Here is a 23,018-nt window from a genome sequence, read left to right as displayed (position 1 = left end):
CGAAAGCCCCCACTTTGTTGCGGCGGGATGAAATCCGCGTCCCGCCGCGTTGGGCCTCTCGGCAGGTCAGGTCGACGGGAGGCAGCTGGTGGCAGAGGAACGGGGCTGGGCGGGGCGGCTCGCCGGGTACGCGTGGCGGTATCCCAAGGACGTCGTGCTCGCGCTGGGCTCCTCGCTCGGCGGTATGGCCGTCATGGCCCTCGTACCGCTGATCACCAAGGTGATCATCGATGACGTGATCGGGCAGGACGGCCACGGCGGCGGCCGCTCCATGGGGCCGTGGGCCGCGGCGCTCATCGGCGCCGCCGTCGTCGTCTACATCCTCACCTACATACGCCGGTACTACGGCGGCCGTCTCGCCCTGGACGTCCAGCACGACCTGCGGACCGAGATGTACGGGACGATCACGAAGCTCGACGGGCGGCGCCAGGACGAGCTGTCCACCGGACAGGTCGTCGGCCGCGCCACCAGCGACCTCCAGCTCATCCAGGGCCTGCTCTTCATGCTGCCGATGACCATCGGCAACATCCTCCTCTTCGTGATCTCCCTCGTGATCATGGCGTGGCTCTCCCTGCCGCTCACCCTCGTCGCCCTCGCCGTCGCCCCCGCCCTCTGGTTCATCGCCCGCCGCTCCCGCTCCCGCCTCCACCCCGCCACCTGGTACGCGCAGGCCCAGGCCGCCGCCGTCGCCGGCGTGGTCGACGGCGCCGTCAGCGGCGTACGCGTGGTGAAGGGCTTCGGGCAGGAGGAGCAGGAGACCGGCAAGCTCCGCGAGGTCGGGCGCAGGCTCTTCGCCGGGCGGCTGCGCACCATCCGCCTCAACTCCCGCTATACGCCCGCCCTCCAGGCCGTCCCCATGCTCGGCCAGGTCGCGATGCTGGCCCTCGGCGGCTGGCTCGCGGTCAAGGGCGAGATCACCCTCGGCACCTTCGTCGCCTTCTCCACCTACCTCGCGCAGCTCGTCGGCCCCGTGCGGATGCTCGCCATGGTCCTCACCGTCGGACAGCAGGCCCGCGCCGGCGTCGAACGCGTCCTCGAACTGATCGACACCGAGCCCAGCATGAGCGACGGCACCAAGGAGCTGCCCGCCGACGCCCCCGCCACCGTCGAGTTCGACGACGTCGGCTTCGCCTACGAGGACGGCCGCCCCGTCCTCGACGGCCTCTCCTTCGAGATCCGCCCCGGCGAGACCCTCGCCGTCGTAGGCTCCTCCGGCAGCGGCAAGTCCACCGTCTCGCTCCTCCTGCCGCGCTTCTACGACGTCACCCACGGCGCCGTCCTCATCGGCGGCCACGACGTGCGCGAGCTGACCCTCGACTCCCTGCGCTCCGCCATCGGGCTCGTCCCCGAGGACTCCTTCCTCTTCTCCGACACCGTGGGCGCCAACATCGCCTACGGCCACCCGGAGGCCACCCGCGAGGAGATCGAGACCGCCGCCCGCGCCGCCCAGGCCCACGGATTCATCTCCGACCTGCCCGAGGGGTACGACACCAAGGTCGGCGAGCAGGGCCTGACCCTCTCCGGCGGCCAGCGCCAGCGCATCGCGCTCGCCCGCGCCATCCTCACCGACCCCCGCCTCCTCGTCCTCGACGACGCCACCTCGGCGGTCGACGCGCGCGTGGAGCACGAGATCCACGAGGCGCTGCGCGGCGTCATGACGGGGCGCACCACGCTCCTCATCGCCCACCGCCGCTCCACCCTCGGCCTCGCCGACCGCATCGCCGTCCTCGACGACGGACGCCTCGCCGACCTCGGCACCCACGAGGAGCTGGAGGAGCGCTCCGCCCTCTACCGGCGGCTGCTCACCGACCCCGACGAGCTTGGCGGCGTCTCGCCCGGTCACGCGCTCCCCGCCGACCTGCCCGAGGACACCTCCGTACGCGAGGAGCTCGACGCCGAGTTCGACGCGGAGCGCGGCATCACGCCCGCCCTGTGGACCGGCGACCGCGAGCCCAAGGACACCGCCCTGACCGGGATGCCCGCCACGCCCGAACTCCTCGCCCAGGTCGACGCGTTGCCCCCGGCCGACGACACCCCCGGCATCGATGAGGCGAAGGCCGTCACCCCCGAGGAGTCGTACGGGCTGCGCAGGCTGCTCGCCGGATTCGGCCTGCCGCTGCTCTTCAGCCTGCTGCTCGTCGCCCTCGACGCCGGCATGGGGCTGCTGCTGCCCGTCCTCATCCGGCACGGCATCGACGAAGGCGTCAACCAGCTCGCGCTCGGCGCCGTCTGGGCCGCCTCCGGGCTCGCGCTCGCCGCCGTCGTCGTGCAGTGGGCGGCGCAGACCGGCGAGACGCGGATGACCGGACGCACCGGCGAACGGGTCCTCTACTCGCTGCGCCTGAAGATCTTCTCGCAGCTCCAGCGGCTCGGACTCGACTACTACGAGCGGGAGTTGACCGGGCGCATCATGACCCGGATGACCACCGACGTGGACGCGCTCTCCACCTTCCTGCAGACCGGCCTCGTCACCGCGTTCGTCTCCGTCGTCACCTTCTTCGGCATCATGGTCGCCCTCCTCGTCATCGACGTACAGCTCGCGCTCGTCGTCTTCGCGACGCTGCCGCTGCTCATCGTCGGCACGTACTTCTTCCGCAAATCCAGCGTGAAGGCGTACGAACTGGCGCGTGAGCGCGTCTCCGTGGTCAACGCCGACCTCCAGGAGTCCGTCGCCGGGCTGCGCATCGTGCAGGCCTTCCGGCGCGAGCGCGCGGGCGCCGAACGGTTCGCCGAGAACAGTGACAGCTACCGCAGGGCCCGCATCCGCGGCCAGTGGCTGATCTCCGTGTACTTCCCGTTCGTGCAGCTCCTGTCGTCCGTCGCCGTCGTCGCCGTGCTGATCGTCGGCGCGGGCCGGGTCGAGGCGGGCACGCTCACCACCGGCGCGCTCGTCGCGTACCTCCTCTACATCGACCTGTTCTTCGCCCCCGTGCAGCAGCTCTCCCAGGTCTTCGACGGCTACCAGCAGGCCACCGTCTCCCTCGGCCGCATCCAGGAACTGCTCCAGGAGCCGACGTCGACGAAGACCGCGGACGAGCCGCAGGAGGTGCTCTCGCTGCGCGGCGAGATCGCCTTCGAGGACGTGGACTTCGCGTACGCGGCCACCGGCGACGGCGCCCCCGAGGAGGCGCTCAGCGGCGTACGGCTGCGGATACCCGCCGGCCAGACCGTCGCCTTCGTCGGCGAGACCGGCGCGGGCAAGTCGACGCTCGTGAAGCTCGTCGCCCGCTTCTACGACCCCACCGGCGGCCGCGTGACGGTCGACGGCGCCGACCTGCGCTCCCTCGACCTCACCTCGTACCGCCACCGCCTCGGCGTGGTCCCGCAGGAGGCGTACCTCTTCGCCGGCACGGTCCGCGACGCCATCGCCTACGGCCGCCCCGACGCCACCGACGCCCAGGTCGAGGCCGCCGCCCGCGCGGTCGGCGCCCACGACATGATCGCCACGCTGGACGGCGGCTACCTCCACGAGGTGGCCGAGCGGGGCCGCAACCTCTCCGCGGGACAGCGCCAGCTGATCGCGCTGGCCCGCGCCGAACTGGTCGACCCCGACATCCTGCTCCTCGACGAGGCGACGGCCGCCCTCGACCTCGCCACCGAGGCGCAGGTCAACCAGGCCACCGACCGCATCGCGGGCAAGCGCACCACGCTCGTCGTCGCCCACCGCCTGACCACGGCCGCCCGCGCCGACCGCGTCGTCGTGATGGACCACGGCCGGGTCGCGGAGGACGGCACGCACGAGGAGCTCCTCGCGCTGGACGGGCGGTACGCGCGGCTGTGGCGGACGTTCGTGGGGGACCCGGTGGAGGCGGCCTGACCCGGCGCGGCCGGGAAGCGGCCGGAAAGCGGCCGGAAAAAGCGGGGGATCCCGCAACCGCACGGGCCACGGGCTGCGTCCGTACATCAGTACGTGAAGCAGACGTGGCGGGAGGGCAAGCTGTGAGCAGTGGTCGCGGCCGTGGTCGCATACGACGGCGGCTGGTGCTCGGCACCGCCGTGCTCGCCGCCGCCGTCCTGCTCGCCCTCGCGGGCCCCGGCACCGCCTCGGCGGAGGCCGCCAACGGCCTCTGCGCCGGCCGCAAGGTACGGACCCTGCCCTTCAGCACGGGCCGGGTCGACGTCTTCAAGGCCCGCGGGTACGTCTGCGCCGTGGCCTTCGCCAAGCACACCGGCGCCCGCAAGGCGATGTACGTCAGCATCAAGGCGCGCGGCGGCCGCCCCGCCCGCGACAAGGGCCGCTACGCCCACCACGCGGGCCCGGTCACGGTCCACGCGGGCCACCGCTGCGTGTGGGTGAAGGGCCGGATCGGCGGCCGCGGGGTCAGTTCGGGCTGGATTCTCTGCTGACGTCCGACCTGTACCGCCCTCCCTCCACGAGGACCCCTCAACATCCCCTGGTGCGGACCCAGTTGCTCCGTTAGGTTCCGGGGCATTGCTGTGTCGACAGGGGAGGGTGCATGCGCAAGGCGCTCAGATGGCTGCTGTCGCTCGTGGTGCTGATAGGCACGGTGGGCGCGGCCGGAGCGACGACCGGAACGGCCACGGCCGCTACGACCGGTACGGAAGGTCCTACGAGTACGGCCGGTGCGAAGAGTGAGACCGGGACCGACATCAAGGACAGGCTGCTCGCCATACCCGGCATGAGCCTGATCGAGGAGAAGCCGTATCCCGGTTACCGCTTCTTCGTCCTCAACTACACCCAGCCGATCGACCACCGGCACCCCTCCAAGGGCACCTTCAAGCAGCGCCTGACCGTGCTGCACAAGGACACCAGCCGGCCCACGGTCTTCTACACCAGCGGCTACAGCGTCTCCACCAACCCCAGCCGCCGCGAGCCGACCCAGATCGTCGACGGCAACCAGATCTCCATGGAGTACCGCTACTTCACGCCCTCGCGCCCCGAACCGGCCGACTGGTCCAAGCTCGACATCTGGCAGGCCGCCACCGACCAGCACCGCATCTACCGTGCGCTCGAGCCGATCTACGGCAAGAAGTGGCTGGCCACCGGCATCTCGAAGGGCGGCATGACGGCGACGTACTACGAGCGCTTCTACCCGCGCGACATGGCTGGCGTCGTCTCCTACGTCGCGCCCAACGACGTCGTCGACAAGGAGGACTCGGCCTACGACAGGTTCCTCGCGGGCGTCGGCACCAAGGAGTGCCGCGCCAGGATCCAGGCCGTGCAGCGCGAGGCGCTGGTGCGCAGGGAACCCCTGTCGGCGAAGCTCGCGGCGTACGCCGCGGGAGAGGGCTACACCTTCAAGACCGTCGGCACGCTCGACAAGGCCTTCGAGGCCGTCGTCATGGACCTGGTGTGGGGCTTCTGGCAGTACCAGCCCGCCGCCACCGCCTGCGGGCAGATCCCGGACGCGGCCACCATGACCGACCAGGCGCTCTACGACTACGTCGACTCGGTGGGCGGCTGGTCCTCCTACACCGACCAGGGCCTCGCCCCCTACACGCCGTACTACTACCAGGCGGGCACGGAGCTCGGCGCGCCCACCATCAAGCAGCCCTGGCTCGGCGGCCTGAGCCGCTACGGCTACCAGCCGCCGCGGAACTTCGTGCCGCGCGAGATCCCGATGACGTTCAAGCCGTACGTGATGCGGGACGTGGACCGGTGGGTGCGGCACAACGCGCACCGGATGATGTACGTGTACGGCGAGTACGACCCGTACGGCGCCGAGAAGTTCCGCCCGGCGCGGGGCGCCAAGCACGACAGCCACGTCTTCGTCGCGCCCGGCGCCAACCACGGGGCGACCGTCTCGCAGCTCGTCGCGGACGAGAAGGCGAAGGCGACGCAGCGGATCCAGGCATGGGCCGGGGTCGCATCGGATTCCGGCAAGCCGCTGGCCCCGTACGACAAGAAGCTCGACCGGCGCGACGTCCGGAAGGAGCTGACGCTGCGGCCGTGAGGCCGTGAGGCCGTAAGGCCGTGATGCGGCGACCCGGTGCGGCGTGCTGGTCAGTACGTCAGTCCGTGCCCGATCGGGTACAGCACCCGCGCCGGGTCGTCCGCCCGCCGCACCGGCACCGGCAGCCGCCCCTGGGGAGCGACCCGGCCCGCGATCACCCGTGCGGCGGCGCGGAGTTCGACGTCGGTCCAGGAGTACGAGGCGAGGGCGGCGTCGACCGGGGGCAGGTGGGCCACGTCGTACGGGTTGCGGATCGCCAGGGTGATGACGGGCGGTCCGGTCGCCAGGAGGGCGGCCACGAGGGCGGCCTGACCGGTGCTCCCGGCGTCATCGGCCGGGTCGGTCGCCCGGTGGGCGCGGGCGTTGCCGCCCGGCTCCAGATCGCTGTTGGCGGCCTGGGTGTTGTCCTGCGTACGCGTGTGGGTGGTGATGTTGTACGTCGCCACGAGGATGGCGTCCTGCTCCTTCGCCGAGGCCACCGCCGTCTCGATCGTGGCCTCGTCGGGCGCCGTGCCGGTCGGCAGGGCCACGGCCCGGAACCCCAGGCCGTTGAGGGCGCCCGCGAGGACGGTCGTCGGCGGACCCGTGGTGCCGGACGGGGAGCGGGGGTCCGCGCCGACGACCAGGATGTTGCCGTGCGTGGCGGGCGACAGGGGGAGGAGTCCGCCGTCGTTGCGCAGCAGGGTGGTGGTGGCGTCGGCGATGAGGTCGGCGGAGATCTGGTGGGCGGGGATCCCTACGGTGGCGTCGACCGTTTCTGGGGTGGGGGCGCTGTTGATGACAGTGGCCGTGGCCGTGGCCGTGGCCGTGGCCGTGGCCGGGTGGGGCGGTAGGAGGCCTACGTCCGCCTTCATGCGGAGCACGCGGAGCACCGACTCGTCGATCCTGGCCTCCGTCAGTTCGCCCTCCGCGACCGCCCGGAGCACCGCGTCCCACGCGACCTGCGGCCGGGGCGGGTTGAGGAGCTGGTCGGCGCCCGCCTTGAGCGCGAGGACGGCCACGCGGTCGTCCCCGTACTTCGTACGGACCCCGCGCATCGCGAGCGAGTCCGTCGAGATCACGCCCTCGAAACCGAGCTCGTCGCGCAGGATGCCGGTCAGGATCGGGTGGGAGAGCGTCGCGGGGTCGCCCGAGGGGTCGAGCGCGGGCACCACGATGTGCGCGGTCATGACGGAGTCGACGCCGGCGGCGATCGCGGCCCGGAAGGGCGGCGCGTCGTAACGCTCCCACTCCTCGCGGGTGTGGTGGATGTGCGGCAGCTCGGTGTGGCTGTCGTCCGTCGTGTCACCGTGTCCCGGGAAGTGCTTGGCCGCGGCGGCGATGCCGGCGCCGCGGAACCCCTCGACCTGCGCGGCCACGAGTCCGGCGACCGCCTCGGGGTCGGCGCCGAAAGAGCGTACGCCGATGACCGGATTGGCGGGGTCGACGTTCACGTCGGCGTCCGGGGCGTGGTCCTGGTGGACGCCGAGGGCGCGGAGCTCGGTGCCGGCGATGCGGGCGGCCTCCCGGGCGTGGTCGTGCGAGCCGGAGGCGCCGAGGGCCATGGCGCCGGGGAGGAGGGTGGCGGGGGCGCCGATGCGGGCGACGGCGCCGTGCTCCTGGTCGACGGAGATCAGGACGGGGGCGGGGAGGCGGGCTTCTTGCGCGGCTTGCTGGATGCCGTGGGAGAGGGCGGCGATCTGGTGCGGGGCGCGGGTGTTGTGGGCCCAGCCGAAGTAGATGATGCCGCCGAGCCGGTAGCGGGCGATCAACTCGGCGGCGTCGCGGACGCCGAGTTCCCGGCGGTTGGTGTCGATGTCGGCGGGGTCGGGGTCGGCGGCGGTGTGGCCGTAGACGTGCATCACGAAGAGCTGGCCGACCTTGTCCTCCAGGGACATGGTGCGGATGAGGGCGCGGAGCCTTTGGTCGCGGGCTTCGGGCTGGGACACGAGGGCTCCTGCGGGCCGGAGGAAACTTTCTTTCAGGAGTCGTGGATATCCCGAAGATTTCTGCCGGTCAAGGAAACTGTGCTGGGGGGGCTGGTGTCTGCGCCTTGGGTTCGGTTGTGGGTGCGGGGCCGCGGGGGTGTGTGCGTACTCGCCATCCCTGCGCCGCGCTGCACGAACAAAGACGCCATGGTTGGCTCGGTGCTCCGTTCGCACAAACCCCCACGTCCCCTCCCGTCTCGTGCGCGGTGCGGCCCGGTGGGCGTGGGCGCCTGCGGCTGGTGTCGGGGTCGGGGCCGCGGGGGTGTGTGCGTACTCGCTATCCCTGCGCCGCGCTGCACGAACAAAGACGCCAGCGTCTGCTCGGTGCTCCGTTCGCACAAACCCCCACGTCCCCCTCCCGTCTCGCACGCGAGTGCACCCCGGTGGGGGCAACTCCCGCCCGGACCGAACCTGACCAGCGCCGCGGGGTATACCCACCCGCCCCGGCCCCCTGCGTCGCGGGTGAACCCACCCCTGCTCCCGGCCCCACCCTCTGCGTCGCGGGTGAACCCACCCGCCCCGGCCCCCTGCGTCGCGGGTGAACCCACCCCTGCTCCCGGCCCCACCCTCTGCGTCGCGGGTGAACCCACCCCCGCTCCCGGTCCCACCCTCTGCGTCGCGGGTGAACCCACCCCCACCTCCGCCCTCAGCAGCACGGGCAAACCCACCCCCACCCCCCTCCCGCCCCCTGCGTCACGGATAAACCCACCCCCACCCCCGCCCCACCCCCCGCGGCGCGGGCAGACCCACCCCCGCCCCCGCCCCTACTCCAGCCCTGCGGTGCGGGGTAAACGGGTGGGTGGGTGGGAGGTATCCGCCGCGGAGCGGCGGGTCTGTTCGTGCCCGCAGAGGGAAGAGGGGAGGAGCCCCCACGAAGGGTCCCGCTACACGGGCCAGTGGGGTATCCGCCGCGGAGCGGCGGGACTGTTCGTGCCCGCAGGGGGAAGAGGGGAGAAGCCTCCGCGAAGGGTCCCGCTACACGGGCCAATGCCCCCGCAGGGCCCGTACCGTTTCTGCGATCGCCGGCCGCCGCGCCGCCCCCGTGCGCCACAGGGCGTAGAGCCGCCGTACCGGCACGGGGTCGAGGGAGACGGTGACCGCCCCGTCCGGGACGGGCCCGCGGCCGAGGCGGGGGATGAGCGCGATGCCGAGCCCCGCGGCGACGAGGGCGACCAGCGTCGGGTTCTCCTCGGCCTGGTGGGCGATGTCGGGCTCGCACCCCGCCGCGCGCAGCGTCCGGAGCAGCCACTCGTGGCAGACGAGCCCGGGCGGCTGGGTGATCCACCGCTCGGACTTCAGCTCCTCGCGCCGTACGGAGTCCCGCCCCGCGAGCCGGTGCCCGACGGGTACGACGAGGTCGCAGAGGTCGTCGCCGATGACGGCCTGTTCGACGCCCGGCGGCGTCGGCAGCGGCGCGATGTCCCAGTCGTGGACGACGGCCACGTCGACCGCGCCCTTGGCGACCAGGTCGATCGACAGGTGCGGGTCGATCTCCGACATGCGGGCGTCCAGGGCGGGGTGGCGGCGGGCCAGGTCGGCGAGGACGCCGGGCAGCAGCCCCCGCGCCGCCGAGGCGAACGCGGCGATCTTCAGCCGCCCCGCCGGCACCCCGCGCCGCTCCTCCAGCTCGGTCTCGGCACGCTCCACGATGGCCATCAACTGCTGTGCCGTATCGGCGAGATGGAGGGCCTCCTCGGTGAGGGCGACGCCTCGGCCCCGGCGTTCGAGGAGGGTGGTACGGGTCTCGCGTTCGAGTTTGGCTATCTGCTGGGAGACCGCGGAGGGGGTGTAGCCGAGCGCGGTGGCGGCCGCGCCCACCGTGCCGTGCACGGAGACGGCGTGCAGCGCGCGGAGCCGGGCGAGATCGAGCACGGGGGTCTCCCATTCATAAGCGTTGCTTCATCCAATCATGCAGAGATCCGCGCTGGTCCTAAATGGTCGTGCCGGGTGATCCTCGACGCATGCGACCTGCACATGTCTGTCTGGCTGTTCTCGTTGCCGCTGTCTGGGGCGTCAACTTCGTGGTGATCGAGGTGGGGCTCGGCCACTTCCCGCCGCTGCTGTTCTCCGCGTTGCGCTTCCTCGTCGCGGCGCTGCCCGCCGTCTTCTTCGTGGGGCGGCCGAAGGTGGCGTGGAAGTGGGTGGTGGGGGTGGGGCTCGTGCTGGGCGTCGCCAAGTTCGGGCTGCTCTTCATCGGGATGGACGCCGGGATGCCCGCCGGTCTCTCTTCGCTCGTCCTGCAGATCCAGGCCGTCTTCACCGCCCTGTTCGCCTTCGTCGCGCTCGGTGAACGCACGGGCCGCCTGCGGGTGTTGGGCATGGCCATCGCGCTCGCTGGTATCGGTGTCGCCGCGGTCGACGAGGGCGGTACCGGTCCGCTGACCGCCTTCGCCCTGCTGATCGCCGCCGCGGCCTGCTGGGGCGTCTCGAACGTCCTGACCCGCAAGGCGGCGCCCCCGGACGCCCTGAACTTCATGGTGTGGGTGAGCACGGTCCCGGTGCTGCCCCTGGCCGCGCTCTCCCTGCTCTTCGAGGGGCCGTCCCGGGACCTGGCCGCCCTGCGCTCCCTCGACTGGACCGGCGCGGGCATCGTCGTCTACGTCGCCTGGATCACCACGGTCTTCGGCTTCGGCGCCTGGGGGTATCTGCTGCGCCGGCACCCCGCGGCCACGGTCGCGCCGTTCTCGCTGCTCGTGCCGGTCTTCGGGATGTCGTCCGCGGCCCTGGTGCTGGGCGAGTCGGTGAGCGGACTGCGGTGGTGCGCCGCGGCCCTGCTGGCGGGCGGGGTCGCGCTGACCTCGTTCGCGGGAGCGGGCCGGGTCAGGCGGGGCGGGCCGTCAGCCGTGCCAGCAGTTCGCGGCCCGGGCCCAGCAGGTCGGGGAGCGGTGCCGCCGCCTCGTACCAGCGTTTCTCGTACTCCCAGCACAGCCACCCCGCCGCCTTCTCCTCGCTGAGCAGGGCCACGCATTCGGCGAGCGGCAGGGTGCCGGCCCCGAGCGGCAGGGGGGTGGTGTCGTGGGCGGAGGCGATGTCCTTGACCTGGACGTAGCCGAGGTGGGGGGAGAGGGCGGCGAAGGTCTCGGTGACCGATTCGCCGCCGAGCCAGGTGTGCATGAGGTCCCACAGGGCGCCCACGTGAAGGTGGCCGACGGTGCCGAGGACGCGGGTGACGTCGGCGCCGGTGCGGTGCGAGTCGTGGGTCTCCAGGAGGATGCGTACGCCGGCGTCGGCGGCGTACCGGGCGGCGGTGCCCAGCCGCCGTGCGGCCGTCGCGTCGGCCTCGGCCGCGCTCTGCTCGGTGCCGCCGCCGGGGAAGACGCGGACGAAGGGGGCGCCGAGGTCGCGGGCGAGGGTGACGAGGGAGCGGATCTCGTCGAGGACCGGCTCGTCGTCGCCGGGGGACGCCACGCGCGCGTACCCGGCGATGCCGAGGATCTCGACGCCGGACGCCTTGAACTCGGCGGCCACGTCGGCCCGTTCGAGCAGCCCGAGGCCGGGGTGGACCGGCTCCTCGGGGTGCGCGCGGAGCTCGACGCCGTGGTAGCCGTGGGTGGTGGCGAGCCGCAGGACGTCGGGTACGGGGAGGCCGGGTACGCCGAGAGTGGAGAAGGCGAATTTCATGGTCCCGACAGTAGGCGGCGCGGCGGCGCGGTCAACCCCGCCGCCGCGCGGTCCCGGGCCGGTGCCTCAGAGGAAGGCCAGCCGCGCCCCCAGCGCCGCGAACGCCACCGCGAAGGTGCGGCGCATCCGGATCACGACGCGCGGCCGCGAGATGACGTGGCTGCGCATCGCCGCCGCGAACCGGCCGTACGCCACGAAGACCACGAACGTGATGAGCATGAAGTACGCGCTGAGCTCGGTCATGCGCAGGAAGGCGTACGGCTCGTCGGTGCTCACGAACTGCGGCAGGAACGCGAGGAAGAACAGCGTCAGTTTGGGGTTGAGGATGTTGATCAGCACGCCCGTCAGGATGGTGCGGCCCGCCGAGCGCGGCTCGCTCTCCGGCTCGGCGGTGAGCTCGCTCTTGTCCCGCAGCGTGCTCCACGCCATGTACAGCAGGTAGGCCACGCCCAGGTACTTGAGGGTCTGGAAGGCGACGGCGCTGGTGTTCAGGAGGGCCGCGAGGCCGGTGATCGCGGCGACCATGTGCGGGACGACGCCCAGCGTGCAGCCGACGGCCGCGATCACCGCGGCCCGGGTGCCGCGCGAGAGGCCGGCCGCGATCGTGAACAGGACGCCGGTGCCCGGCGTCACGCAGACGACCAGGGAGGTGAGGAGGAATTCCATGGCTCGACCCTGGCGCCACAATGGCTCCATGAACAGGTCCATTGGATCTCCTTCCGACCGGTCCATAACCGCGGGCGCCACGGCGGACTTCCTCCAGCTCGACCCCGGTGCCGCGCCCCGGGGCGGGCTCTCCGACTGGCTGGCGCGGCAGATCAGGGGCGCCATCGCCGACGGCCGCCTCACCGTCGGCAGCCGGCTACCCGCCACCCGCACCCTCGCCGGCGACCTGCGCGTCTCCCGCGGCGTCGTCACCGAGGCCTACCGGCGGCTCACCGAGGACGGCCACGTCGCGGGGCGCGGACGCGCCGGCACGGTCGTGGTGGCCGTCCCGCACACCCCGGGCGCGTCAACTTCCCCGCGTACGAAGGGGGATGAGCCCGCGGCCTCCCGCGACGACCTCTTCACCGCACCCCCCGACCTCGGCGTCTTCGACGCCCTGCGCGCCGCGCCCGCCCGCATCGACCTGTCACCCGGCCTGCCCGACCTCTCCGCCTTCCCCCGCGCGGCCTGGCTGCGCGCCGAGCGCGCCGTGCTCGCCGCGCTGACCCCCTCGGACTTCGGCTACGGGGACCCGCGCGGCACCCCCGCCCTGCGCGGCGCCGTCGCACGCTGGCTTTCCCGCAACCGGGGGATCCCCGCCGACCCGGACGACGTGCTGATCGTCAACGGCACGGCCCAGGCGCTGCGGCTCCTCGTCGATGTCCTGCGCGCCGACGGGATCACGCGGGTGGCGGTCGAGGAGCCGGGTTCGCTCGGCGTACGGCAGCACCTGCGGCCGCTCGCCACCCCGCCCGTCCCGGTCGACGCGCACGGCATCCGCGTCGACGCGCTGCGCGCCACCGGGGCCCCGGCCGTACTGCTCACCCCCGCCCACCAGTTCCCCACCGGGGTCGTCCTCGGCGGCGAACGGCGCCGCGCGCTCATGGAGTGGGCCCGTGAGGGCGGCCTCGTCATCGAGGACGACTACGACGCCGAACACCGCTACGACCGCCCCGCCGTACCCGCGTTGCGCTCCCTGCTCCCGGACCACGTCTGCTACGCGGGCAGCGTCTCGAAACTCCTCGCGCCCGCCCTGCGCCTCGGCTGGCTGCTCGCGCCGCCCGCCCACCGGGACGCGCTCGTGGACGCCAAACGCCTCATCGACCTGGGCAGCGCGGCCCTGCCCCAGCTCGTCCTCGCCCACCTCATGGACCACGGCGACCTGGAACGCCACCTGAGACTCATCCGCAGGCACCACCGCAGACGCAGGGACGCGATGATCGCGGCGCTCGCCGCCCATCTGCCCGGCGCCGTCGTCCACGGCGCGGCGGCCGGACTGCACCTGACGATCACCCTCGAAGGACACGCGTACGACGGCCCCGACACCGCCCTCGCCACCACGGCCCTGCGCCATGGCGTCAAGACCCACCCCCTGTCCTGGCACACCCAACTCCCGCACCCCCCGGGCCTGGTCCTCGGCTACGCGGCGAGCGGCACGGCCGAGATCACGGAGGGGGTCGCGGTGCTGGGGAGGGTGGTGAGGGGGGAGTAGAGGGGGGCGAGTAGAGAAGGGGGAGTAGAGAGGGCTGGGCGGAGGCGGCAGGGGCGCCGGGTGCCCTACCTGGGTGCCGCCGTCGACCCCCGCACCATCAGCTCGCCGTGGATCGTCGCCACCCCGCCCGGCGGCGGCTTCTCCTTGCTCATGGCGATGCGGCCCGCCCGTGCGCCCGCCTCGTGCAGCGGCAGGCGGACCGTCGTCAGGGCGGGGACCGCGTCGACGCTGAAGGGGAGGTCGTCGAAGCCCGCCACCGATACATCGTCCGGGATGCGCAGGCCCTTGTCGCGCAGGGCCGCGCAGGCGCCGAGCGCCACCGTGTCGTTGGCGGCGACGACGGCCGTCAGGTCAGGGGCGCGGCGCAGGAGTTCGTCCGTGGCGTCGTAGCCGGAGCGGCGGTCGTAGGGGCCGTGGACCGTCAGCCGCGGGTCGTCCGCGATGCCGCGCGCGGCGAGCGCGGCGCGGTGGCCCTCCAGGCGGTGCCGGGTGGTCGTGCGCTCCTCGGGGCCCGCGATGTAGCCGATGCGCCGGTGGCCGAGGCTCAGCAGGTGCTCCGTCAGCTGCTGTCCGCCGCCGCGGTTGTCGAAGGTGAGCGCCACCGCCTCGGTCTGCGGCGCGGGCGGCCGGCCGCAGAGCACCACCCGTGAGCCGGCCTCCGCGAGGCGCCGCAGCTTGCCGCCGATGGCCGCCGCGTGGTCGGGGTCCTCGACGGCGCCGCCGGTGAGGACGACCGCGGCGGCGCGCTGGCGCTGGAGGAGCGTGAGGTAGGTCAGTTCGCGCTCGGGGGATCCGCCGGTGTTGCAGACCACGGCAAGCCGTTCGCCGCCGGCGCGCCCGCCGGGTCCGCCGATCTCGGACTGCACGGCCCCCGCCATGATCCCGAAGAAGGGGTCGGCGATGTCGTTGACGAGGATGCCGACCAGGTCGGAGGTGGCCGCGGCGAGCGCGCTCGCGGGGCCGTTGAGGACGTAGTCGAGGTCGTCCACGGCGCGCAGGACGCGTTCGCGCGTGGCGGCGGCCACCGGGTAGTTGCCGTTGAGCACGCGCGAGACGGTGGCGGGGGAGACCTGCGCACGGGCCGCCACATCCGCCAGGGTCACAGTCATCTCGTCGTCCTCCGGTCACCCGTCTTGTCGACTTCCGCCACGCCCTCGACCGAAGCCCTTGTCCGAACCTTGTCCGGCAGGCTAGCTTGCCCCTGGATAGAAAGCGCTTGCTGGGCACTTACGGAGGGACTTTCGTGACACGCAAGACGGTGCGCATCGCCATGAACGGCGTCACCGGCCGCATGGGCCACCGCCAGCACCTGGTCCGCTCGATCCTCGCCCTCCGCGACCAGGGCGGCCTCGATCTGGGCGACGGCACCGTGCTGTGGCCCGAGCCCGTCCTGGTCGGCCGCAGGGAGCACGCGCTGCGCGCCCTCGCCGACCGGCACGGCCTGGAGCACTTCTCCACCGACCTGGACGCGGTCCTCGCCGACCCCGCCGTCGACATCTACTTCGACGCACAGGTCACCTCGGCCCGCGAGGACGCCATCAAGCGGGCCATCGCCGCGGGCAAGCACATCTACACCGAGAAGCCGAGCGCCACCGGGCTCGACGCCGCCCTCGGCCTCGCCCGGCTCGCCGAGGAGGCCGGCGTCAAGCACGGCGTCGTCCAGGACAAGCTCTTTCTGCCGGGTCTGCTCAAGCTGAAGCGGCTCGTCGACGGCGGCTTCTTCGGCCGGATCCTCTCCGTGCGCGGCGAGTTCGGCTACTGGGTGTTCGAGGGCGACTGGCAGCCCGCCCAGCGCCCGTCCTGGAACTACCGCGCCGAGGACGGCGGCGGCATCGTCGTCGACATGTTCCCGCACTGGGAGTACGTCCTGCACGAACTGTTCGGCCGCGTCCGCACCGTCCAGGCCCTCACCGCCACCCACATCCCGCGGCGCGGCGACGAGGACGGCAGGCCCTACGACGCCACCGCCGACGACGCCGCGTACGGCATCTTCGAACTGGACGGCGGCATCGTCGCCCAGATCAACTCGTCCTGGGCGGTGCGCGTCCACCGCGACGAGCTGGTGGAGTTCCAGGTCGACGGCACCGAGGGCTCGGCGGTCGCGGGGCTGCGCGACTGCCGCGTACAGCACCGGAGCACCACACCGAAGCCGGTGTGGAACCCCGATCTGCCCGCCGCCCACTCCTTCCGCGACCAGTGGCAGGAAGTCCCCGACAACCAGGGCCCCGAGGGGTTCGACAACGGCTTCAAGGCGCAGTGGGAGCTCTTCCTCCGGCACGTGTACGCCGACGCGCCCTACCGCTGGGACCTCCTCGCGGGCGCGCGCGGCGTGCAGCTCGCCGAGCTCGGCCTGAAGTCCTCCGCGGAGGGCCGCCGCATCGAGGTGCCGGAGATCGCGCCGTGACCGCCACCGTCCGGCTCCCGGCCGCGGACGGCGGCACGCGCGCGTACACCCCTCGTCCCGACCCGCTGCGCCTTCCGGCCGGGGGACCGCCACCGGCCTCCCGCACCGTCTTCGCCGCCGCCCACGTCGTCGCCGACCCCCGCGCGGACGTCACGCCCGACGGCCCCGCCGCCCTCGACTGGGACGCCACGCTCGCCTTCCGCCGCCACCTGTGGTCGCACGGCCTGGGCGTCGCCGAGGCGATGGACACCGCCCAGCGCGGCATGGGCCTGGAGTGGGCGGGAGCGGCCGAGCTGATCCGCAGGTCGGCCGCGGAGGCGAAGGCGGTCGGCGGCCGGATCGCCTGCGGCGTGGGCACCGACCAACTCACCCTGCCCGCACGCCTGCCCGAGGTCAGGGCGGCGTACGAGGAGCAGCTCGCCCTCGTCGAGTCGGCCGGCGCCCGCGCGGTCCTGATGGCCTCGCGCGCCCTCGCCGCCGCGGCCGCCTCACCGGACGACTACCTGGAGACGTACGGCCACCTCCTGCGCCAGGCCCGCGAGCCGGTGATCCTGCACTGGCTCGGCCCGATGTTCGACCCCGCCCTGGAGGGCTACTGGGGCTCCGCCGACCTGGACGCGGCCACCGACACCTTCCTGGAGGTGATCGCCGCCCACCCCGGCAAGGTCGACGGCATCAAGGTCTCCCTCCTGGACGCCGACCGCGAGATCGCCCTGCGCCGCCGCCTCCCCGACGGCGTGCGCTGCTACACCGGCGACGACTTCAACTACCCCGGACTCATCGCCGGTGACGACCACGGACACAGCGACGCCCTGCTCGGCGTCTTCGACCCGCTGGGCCCCCTCGCCGCGGCGGCCGTACGGGTCCTGGACACCGGGGACGCGAAGGGCTTCCGGGAGCTGCTCGACCCCACGGTGGAGCTCTCCCGCCACCTCTTCGAGGCCCCCACCCGCTACTACAAGACGGGTGTCGTCCTGCTGGCCTGGCTGGCCGGGCACCAGCGGCACTTCACCATGGTCGGCGGCCACCAGTCGGCCCGCTCGCTGCCGCACCTGGCCCGCGCCTACGAACTGGCCGACGGCCTCGGCCTGTTCCCCGACCCGGCGCTCGCGGCCGCCCGCATGCGCTCCCTGCTCACCGTCCACGGAGTCCCCCAATGAGCCACGCGCCCAGCACCCCGCCGAACCCGCCGCCGCTTTCCCTGGACCGCCTCAGCGTCAACCAGGAGACCATCAGGCAGTGGTCACTCCCCGAACTGGCCGAGGGCTGCGTCAAGGAAGGCATCGGGGCGGTCGGCCTGTGGCGCGCGCCGGTCCAGGAGTACGGGGTCGAGCGCACCGCCCGCCTCATGCGGGAGTCCGGACTGACGGTGACGAGCCTGTGCCGGGGCGGCTTCCTCACGGACACCGACGAGGCGGCACGCGCGCGTGCCCTCGACGACAACCGCGCCGCGGTCGACGAGGCGGCGGCCCTCGGCACGGACACCCTCGTCCTGGTCTCCGGCGGGCTGCCGCCCGGCAGCAAGGACCTGGCGGGCGCGCGCGAGCGCGTCGCGGACGCGCTCGCCGTCCTCGGCCCGTACGCCGAGGAGCGCGGTGTACGCCTCGCCGTCGAGCCGCTGCACCCGATGTTCGCCGCGGACCGCTGCGTGGTCTCCACCCTCGGCCAGGCCCTCGACCTCGCGGAACGCTTCCCCGCGAGTCAGGTGGGCGTGGTCGTGGACACGTACCACCTGTGGTGGGACGACCGGGCGCCCGCCCAGATCGCACGCGCGGGGCGCGGCGACCGCCTGCACGCCTTCCAACTGGCGGACTGGGTCACGCCGTTGCCGGCCGGGGTCCTGCTCGGCCGGGGGCAACTGGGTGACGGCAGCGTCGACTTCAAGGCGCTGCGCGCGGTCGTCGAGGCCGCGGGTCACCGGGGACCGATCGAGGTGGAGATCTTCAACGAGGCGCTGTGGGCGCGCGACGGCGGCGAGGTGCTGAGGGAGACGGCGGACCGCTTCCGCACATACGCGTAGCGCACGCACGCGTGCCGTACGCCCGCGCGGGCCGGAGGGGCGGCCTACTTCTTGCCGCCGAGGATCTGGCCCAGCAGGTCACCGAGGCCGCCGGAGGGGGAGGCGGAGGACTTGGGCGCGCCGCCGGATCCCCTGGTGCCCGCCGCGCGCTTGGAGAGCACGGCGAGGACGACCGGGATGAGCATCTCGATGACGCGGGTGACCGTCGGGGCGGGAATGCCGGTCTTCTTGGAGACCGCGTTCGCCACGGGCCTGCTCATCTTCGCGAGCACGCCGGACATCATCCCGCCGGCCGCCAGACCGCCCAACCCGCCGAACGCGGCCACCCCCTGGAGGGGCGCCTGCTCCGGGGCGGGCGCGTCGCCGACCTCCGCGATGGCCTGCCGTACCTCTTCGGCCTCCGCGGGGTCGTCGGTGGCCGCCTTGTCCTGGAGGTTCCCGGAGAGCGCGGACACCGTGGTGCCCACGACGTCCTGGGCACCGGACGCGTCCGTGCCGAGCAGGCCGGCGATCTCTTGGAGCTTGTCGTCGCCGAGCTCGTCCAGGACGTCCCGCTCGAAGGACTGGGATTCATCGCTCATGCGTCAAACGCTACGTCTGCCCCGCTTTGCCGGCACCTGGAAGGCGTCCGGAAAAAAATCTCGCCACGCGGTGCAACCCTTCGGGCACCAGGCGTGTCGTACATGGCGTCAGGGCTGCTGAGGGGGGAACCAGGATCTGGGGGGATCCGGGGGATCCGGGGGGATCGCGAGTTCTGACAGGGGAGGGAAACGAAGGGGCCCGGTCCATGGACCGGGCCCCTTCGAAGTTCCGCGGCCGCCGCGCACGCGGCGCGGAAGTCGTCCACAGGCCCGCCGCGCTGTCGGTGCCGGACGGTAGCGTCGGATCATGGCGAGTCCAGCTGTGGCGACGGCAGTGCTCGAGGGAGTCCTCGAGCGCATCACGTACGCCAACGAGGAAACGGGATACACCGTCGCGCGCGTCGACACCGGCCGCGGCGGCGACCTGCTCACCGTCGTCGGCGCGCTGCTCGGCGCGCAGGTCGGCGAGAGCCTGCGGATGCAGGGCCGCTGGGGCTCCCACCCGCAGTACGGCAAGCAGTTCACCGTCGAGAACTACACGACGGTGCTGCCCGCCACCATCCAGGGCATCCGCCGCTATCTCGGCTCGGGCCTCATCAAGGGCATCGGCCCGGTGATGGCCGACCGGATCACCACGCACTTCGGCGTGGACACCCTCGACATCATCGAGACCGAGCCGAAGCGGCTGGTGGAAGTGCCCGGCCTCGGCCCCAAGCGGACCAAGATGATCGCCGCCGCCTGGGAGGAGCAGAAGGCCATCAAGGAGGTCATGGTCTTCCTCCAAGGGGTCGGCGTCTCCACCTCCATCGCCGTGCGCATCTACAAGAAGTACGGCGACGCGTCGATCTCCGTCGTGAAGAACGAGCCGTATCGCCTCGCCGCCGACGTCTGGGGCATCGGCTTCCTCACCGCGGACCGCATCGCCCGGTCCGTCGGCATCCCGCACGACAGCCCCGAGCGCGTCAAGGCCGGTCTCCAGTACGCCCTTTCGCAATCCACCGACCAGGGCAACTGCTATCTCCCCGAGGAGCGCCTCATCGCCGACGCGGTGAAGCTGCTCCAGGTCGACACGGGCCTCGTCATCGACTGCCTCGCCGAACTGGCCGGCGAGGAGGAGGGCGTCGTCCGCGAGACGCTCCCCGACCCGGACGGCGGCGACGACATCGCCGCCGTCTACCTCGTCCCCTTCCACCGTGCCGAACTCTCCCTGGCCGGCCAGCTGTTGCGCCTGTTGAAGACCGGCGACGACCGCATGCCCGCCTTCCGGGACGTCGCCTGGGACAAGGCCCTCGCCTGGCTCTCGGCGCGCACCGGGGCGGAGCTCGCGCCCGAGCAGGAGGAGGCGGTCAAGCTCGCGCTGACCCAGAAGGTCGCCGTCCTGACCGGCGGGCCCGGCTGCGGCAAGTCCTTCACGGTCCGCTCCGTCGTCGAGCTGGCCCGCGCCAAGAAGGCCAAGGTCGTCCTCGCCGCCCCCACCGGACGCGCCGCCAAGCGCCTCGCCGAGCTCACCGGCGCCGAGGCCTCCACCGTGCACCGCCTGCTCGAACTGAAACCGGGCGGCGACGCGGCGTACGACAAGGAGCGGCCGCTCGACGCCGATCTGGTCGTCGTCGACGAGGCCTCCATGCTCGACCTGCTCCTCGCCAACAAGCTGGTCAAGGCCGTCCCGCCCGGCGCCCACCTGCTCTTCGTCGGCGACGTGGACCAGCTGCCCAGCGTCGGCGCCGGCGAGGTGCTGCGGGACCTGCTCGCCGACGGCGGCCCGATCCCCGCCGTCCGCCTCACCCGCATCTTCCGGCAGGCCCAGGAGTCGGGCGTCGTCACCAACGCCCACCGCATCAACTCCGGCATCCCGCCCATCACCCAGGGCATGAAGGACTTCTTCCTCTTCGTCGAGGAGGAGACCGAGGACGCGGGCCGCGTGACGGTGGACGTCGCCGCGCACCGCATCCCGAAGAAGTTCGGCCTCGACCCGCGCCGCGACGTGCAGGTCCTCGCGCCCATGCACCGCGGCCCGGCCGGCGCGGGGAACCTCAACGGCCTCCTCCAGCAGGCCATCACGCCCGCCAGGCCCGGCCTGCCCGAGAAGCGGTTCGGCGGCCGGGTCTTCCGCGTCGGCGACAAGGTCACCCAGATCCGCAACAACTACGACAAGGGACAGAACGGCGTCTTCAACGGCACGGTGGGCGTCGTCACCGCCCTCGACCCCGACGAGCAGCGGCTCACCGTCCGCACCGACGAGGACGAGGAAGTCCCGTACGACTTCGACGAACTGGACGAGCTGGCGCACGCCTATGCCGTGACGATCCACCGCTCCCAGGGCAGCGAATATCCGGCGGTGGTGATCCCGGTCACCACCGGGGCGTGGATGATGCTGCAGCGGAATCTGCTCTACACGGCCGTGACACGCGCCAAGAGGCTGGTCGTCCTGGTCGGTTCGCGCAAGGCTCTGGGGCAGGCCGTACGCACGGTCTCCGCGGGCAGGCGCTGTACGGCACTGGATTTCAGGCTTTCCGGCCGCCGCGGAACGGGCCCCGGAAGATTTGATCGATCAAACGAGTCGGAAACGTCACACAGCACTTCCGGAACCAGGGCGAAGGGGGCAGGATGAGCAGGTTGGCGGCACTGAGTGCCGCCAATAGGCCCAATGGTCGACCCCGAGTGCACTCTCCAGGGCCAAATGGGGGATGGTAGAGACAGTCAGGGCACCTCGAAGAAGAGGCACAACGTCGGTGAGGGATGACGTGAGCGAGAACGCTAACAACGGTGTAGTACTGCGGTACGGCGACGACGAGTACACCTACCCGGTGATCGAGTCGACCGTGGGCGACAAGGGCTTCGACATCGGGAAGCTCCGTGCCCAGACCGGTCTGGTGACCCTGGACAGCGGCTACGGCAACACCGCCGCCTATAAATCCGCCATCACCTATCTCGACGGTGAGCAGGGCATCCTCCGGTACCGCGGCTACCCGATCGAGCAGCTGGCCGAGCGCTCCACCTTCACCGAGGTGGCGTACCTCCTGATCAACGGCGAGCTGCCGAAGGTCGACGAGCTGGCCACCTTCAAGAACGAGATCACGCAGCACACCCTGCTGCACGAGGACGTCAAGCGGTTCTACGACGGCTTCCCGCGCGACGCGCACCCGATGGCGATGCTGTCGTCGGTGGTCAGCGCCCTGTCCACGTTCTACCAGGACAGCCACAACCCGTTCGACGAGAAGCAGCGCCACCTCTCGACGATCCGCCTGCTCGCCAAGCTTCCGACGATCGCCGCCTACGCGTACAAGAAGTCGCAGGGCCACCCGGTCGTCTACCCGCGCAACGACCTCGGCTACGTCGAGAACTTCCTGCGCATGACCTTCTCGGTGCCCGCCGCCGAGTACGAGCTGGACCCGGTCGTGGTCAACGCGCTCGACAAGCTCCTGATCCTGCACGCGGACCACGAGCAGAACTGTTCGACCTCCACCGTGCGTCTGGTCGGCTCCTCGCAGGCGAACATGTTCGCCTCGATCTCCGCCGGCATCTCGGCCCTGTGGGGCCCGCTGCACGGCGGCGCCAACCAGTCCGTCCTGGAGATGCTGGAGGGCATCCAGGCCTCCGGCGGCGACGTCGACACCTTCATCCGCAAGGTGAAGAACAAGGAAGACGGCGTGAAGCTCATGGGCTTCGGGCACCGCGTCTACAAGAACTTCGACCCCCGGGCGAAGATCATCAAGGCGGCGGCGCACGACGTCCTCTCGGCGCTCGGCAAGTCCGACGAGCTGCTCGACATCGCGCTGAAGCTGGAGGAGCACGCGCTGGCCGACGACTACTTCGTCGAGCGCAAGCTCTACCCGAACGTGGACTTCTACACCGGCCTGATCTACCGGGCCATGGGCTTCCCGACCGAGATGTTCACCGTGCTCTTCGCGCTCGGCCGGCTGCCCGGCTGGATCGCGCAGTGGCACGAGATGATCAAGGAGCCGGGTTCGCGCATCGGCCGCCCGCGCCAGATCTACACGGGCGAGGTTCTCCGGGACTTCGTCCCGGTCGAGGGCCGCTGACCCTCCCGGGCCGCCGCGCACAAAGCGGAAAGCGCCCCGCCGTCGATCCCCCCACGGGTCGACGGTCGGGGCGCTTCCCTTTTTCCCGGTGCGGATTCCCCCCACGGGATCCGGCCGGGCGTCTGTGGCTGCCCTGCGGTCTGCCGGGACGCGTACGTATCGGGAGGGCCGCTCAAAGCTCCCCGGTGCACGTGCCCCGGCAACGCAATTCCAGAGAACATCCCCCAAGATGTCCTCCGATGTCGGAAGACGTCCCCCAAGACATCTTCC

15 protein-coding genes and 1 pseudogene are annotated in these 23,018 nt (G+C 72.2%); 10 read left to right on the top strand and 6 right to left on the bottom strand.

The genetic code is table 11. The features are described from left to right. Window positions 1-88 precede the first annotated feature (88 nt). The 3 genes from ACZ7DY_RS13135 (at window position 89) to ACZ7DY_RS13125 (ending at window position 5,915) form a co-directional block, all read left to right on the top strand. A complete protein-coding gene (locus ACZ7DY_RS13135; protein ID WP_471133864.1) occupies window positions 89-3,817 on the top strand; it encodes an ABC transporter ATP-binding protein in 3,729 nt (1,242 codons plus the stop codon). 122 nt (window positions 3,818-3,939) lie between these two features. Further along, on the top strand, window positions 3,940-4,347 hold the full coding sequence (locus ACZ7DY_RS13130; RefSeq protein ID WP_471133861.1) for a hypothetical protein: 408 nt from the start codon (window positions 3,940-3,942) through the stop codon (window positions 4,345-4,347). Window positions 4,348-4,457: 110 nt separating this feature from the next. Further along, window positions 4,458-5,915, top strand: a complete 1,458-nt coding sequence (locus ACZ7DY_RS13125; RefSeq protein ID WP_471133858.1) for an aminopeptidase — start codon at window positions 4,458-4,460, stop codon at window positions 5,913-5,915. A 50-nt stretch (window positions 5,916-5,965) separates the two neighbouring features. On the opposite strand, the gene ACZ7DY_RS13120 is transcribed toward ACZ7DY_RS13125, so the two are convergent. Next, on the bottom strand, window positions 5,966-7,792 hold the full coding sequence (locus ACZ7DY_RS13120; RefSeq protein ID WP_471134546.1) for a glycoside hydrolase family 3 protein: 1,827 nt from the start codon (window positions 7,790-7,792) through the stop codon (window positions 5,966-5,968). Window positions 7,793-8,857: 1,065 nt separating this feature from the next. Further along, entirely contained in the window at window positions 8,858-9,754 is an 897-nt protein-coding gene (locus ACZ7DY_RS13115) for a LysR family transcriptional regulator (protein WP_471133856.1), read from the bottom strand. A gap of 89 nt (window positions 9,755-9,843) precedes the next feature. On the opposite strand from ACZ7DY_RS13115, the gene ACZ7DY_RS13110 reads away from it, so the two are divergent. Next, window positions 9,844-10,836 carry an EamA family transporter gene (locus tag ACZ7DY_RS13110; protein ID WP_471133854.1) on the top strand — a complete coding sequence of 331 codons (993 nt, stop codon included), beginning with the start codon at window positions 9,844-9,846 and terminating at the stop codon, window positions 10,834-10,836. On the opposite strand, the pseudogene ACZ7DY_RS13105 reads toward ACZ7DY_RS13110, so the two are convergent. Further along, a pseudogene (locus ACZ7DY_RS13105) lies at window positions 10,721-11,503 on the bottom strand (sugar phosphate isomerase/epimerase family protein); the annotation flags it as partial. The gene ACZ7DY_RS13110 and the pseudogene ACZ7DY_RS13105 overlap by 116 nt on opposite strands. A 66-nt stretch (window positions 11,504-11,569) precedes the next feature. After that, a complete protein-coding gene (locus tag ACZ7DY_RS13100) occupies window positions 11,570-12,169 on the bottom strand; it encodes a LysE family translocator (RefSeq protein ID WP_471133851.1) in 600 nt (199 codons plus the stop codon). A 28-nt stretch (window positions 12,170-12,197) separates the two neighbouring features. Here ACZ7DY_RS13100 and pdxR point away from each other — a divergent pair, with 28 nt between their 5' ends. After that, window positions 12,198-13,700: a MocR-like pyridoxine biosynthesis transcription factor PdxR gene (gene pdxR / locus ACZ7DY_RS13095; RefSeq protein WP_471133848.1), complete on the top strand. Its 1,503-nt coding sequence runs from the start codon at window positions 12,198-12,200 to the stop codon at window positions 13,698-13,700. A gap of 65 nt (window positions 13,701-13,765) precedes the next feature. Here the strand turns inward: pdxR and ACZ7DY_RS13090 are convergent, their stop codons facing one another. Beyond that, a complete protein-coding gene (locus ACZ7DY_RS13090) occupies window positions 13,766-14,809 on the bottom strand; it encodes a LacI family DNA-binding transcriptional regulator (RefSeq protein ID WP_471133845.1) in 1,044 nt (347 codons plus the stop codon). Between the two features lie 134 nt (window positions 14,810-14,943). Between ACZ7DY_RS13090 and ACZ7DY_RS13085 the strand changes: the two genes are divergently transcribed. From ACZ7DY_RS13085 to ACZ7DY_RS13075, 3 genes are read left to right on the top strand one after another with little or no spacing between them, the layout of a single operon-like run. After that, a complete protein-coding gene (locus ACZ7DY_RS13085; protein WP_471133842.1) occupies window positions 14,944-16,104 on the top strand; it encodes a Gfo/Idh/MocA family protein in 1,161 nt (386 codons plus the stop codon). Further along, window positions 16,101-17,264, top strand: a complete 1,164-nt coding sequence (locus ACZ7DY_RS13080) for a dihydrodipicolinate synthase family protein (RefSeq protein WP_471133840.1) — start codon at window positions 16,101-16,103, stop codon at window positions 17,262-17,264. Before ACZ7DY_RS13085 ends, ACZ7DY_RS13080 begins: the two co-directional genes overlap by 4 nt. Next, window positions 17,261-18,124, top strand: a complete 864-nt coding sequence (locus tag ACZ7DY_RS13075) for a sugar phosphate isomerase/epimerase family protein (RefSeq protein WP_471133837.1) — start codon at window positions 17,261-17,263, stop codon at window positions 18,122-18,124. The genes ACZ7DY_RS13080 and ACZ7DY_RS13075 overlap by 4 nt, the downstream gene beginning before the upstream one ends. Window positions 18,125-18,168: 44 nt before the next feature. Here ACZ7DY_RS13075 and ACZ7DY_RS13070 read toward each other — a convergent pair whose 3' ends face one another. Further along, window positions 18,169-18,705, bottom strand: coding sequence for a DUF937 domain-containing protein (locus ACZ7DY_RS13070; protein WP_471133834.1), 537 nt, complete (start codon window positions 18,703-18,705; stop codon window positions 18,169-18,171). Between the two features lie 307 nt (window positions 18,706-19,012). Between ACZ7DY_RS13070 and recD2 the strand changes: the two genes are divergently transcribed. After that, window positions 19,013-21,316 carry an SF1B family DNA helicase RecD2 gene (gene recD2, locus ACZ7DY_RS13065; RefSeq protein WP_471133831.1) on the top strand — a complete coding sequence of 768 codons (2,304 nt, stop codon included), beginning with the start codon at window positions 19,013-19,015 and terminating at the stop codon, window positions 21,314-21,316. A gap of 133 nt (window positions 21,317-21,449) precedes the next feature. Further along, window positions 21,450-22,748 carry a citrate synthase gene (locus ACZ7DY_RS13060; RefSeq protein WP_190415400.1) on the top strand — a complete coding sequence of 433 codons (1,299 nt, stop codon included), beginning with the start codon at window positions 21,450-21,452 and terminating at the stop codon, window positions 22,746-22,748. Window positions 22,749-23,018 lie beyond the last annotated feature (270 nt).

This window comes from Streptomyces sp. NPDC037013 (assembly GCF_055607265.1).
This window is presented reverse-complemented; position numbering and strand designations above follow the sequence as displayed.

Bases quoted from the DNA above. Each gene is read 5' to 3' on its own strand.
- ACZ7DY_RS13100 (WP_471133851.1), bottom strand. From the start codon at position 12,169: ATGGAATTCCTCCTCACCTCCCTGGTCGTCTGCGTGACGCCGGGCACC.
- ACZ7DY_RS13075 (WP_471133837.1), top strand. From the start codon at position 17,261: ATGAGCCACGCGCCCAGCACCCCGCCGAACCCGCCGCCGCTTTCCCTG.
- ACZ7DY_RS13125 (WP_471133858.1), top strand. From the start codon at position 4,458: ATGCGCAAGGCGCTCAGATGGCTGCTGTCGCTCGTGGTGCTGATAGGC.
- ACZ7DY_RS13110 (WP_471133854.1), top strand. From the start codon at position 9,844: ATGCGACCTGCACATGTCTGTCTGGCTGTTCTCGTTGCCGCTGTCTGG.
- recD2 (WP_471133831.1), top strand. From the start codon at position 19,013: ATGGCGAGTCCAGCTGTGGCGACGGCAGTGCTCGAGGGAGTCCTCGAG.
- pdxR (WP_471133848.1), top strand. From the start codon at position 12,198: ATGAACAGGTCCATTGGATCTCCTTCCGACCGGTCCATAACCGCGGGC.
- ACZ7DY_RS13090 (WP_471133845.1), bottom strand. From the start codon at position 14,809: ATGACTGTGACCCTGGCGGATGTGGCGGCCCGTGCGCAGGTCTCCCCC.
- ACZ7DY_RS13070 (WP_471133834.1), bottom strand. From the start codon at position 18,705: ATGAGCGATGAATCCCAGTCCTTCGAGCGGGACGTCCTGGACGAGCTC.
- ACZ7DY_RS13120 (WP_471134546.1), bottom strand. From the start codon at position 7,792: ATGTCCCTGGAGGACAAGGTCGGCCAGCTCTTCGTGATGCACGTCTAC.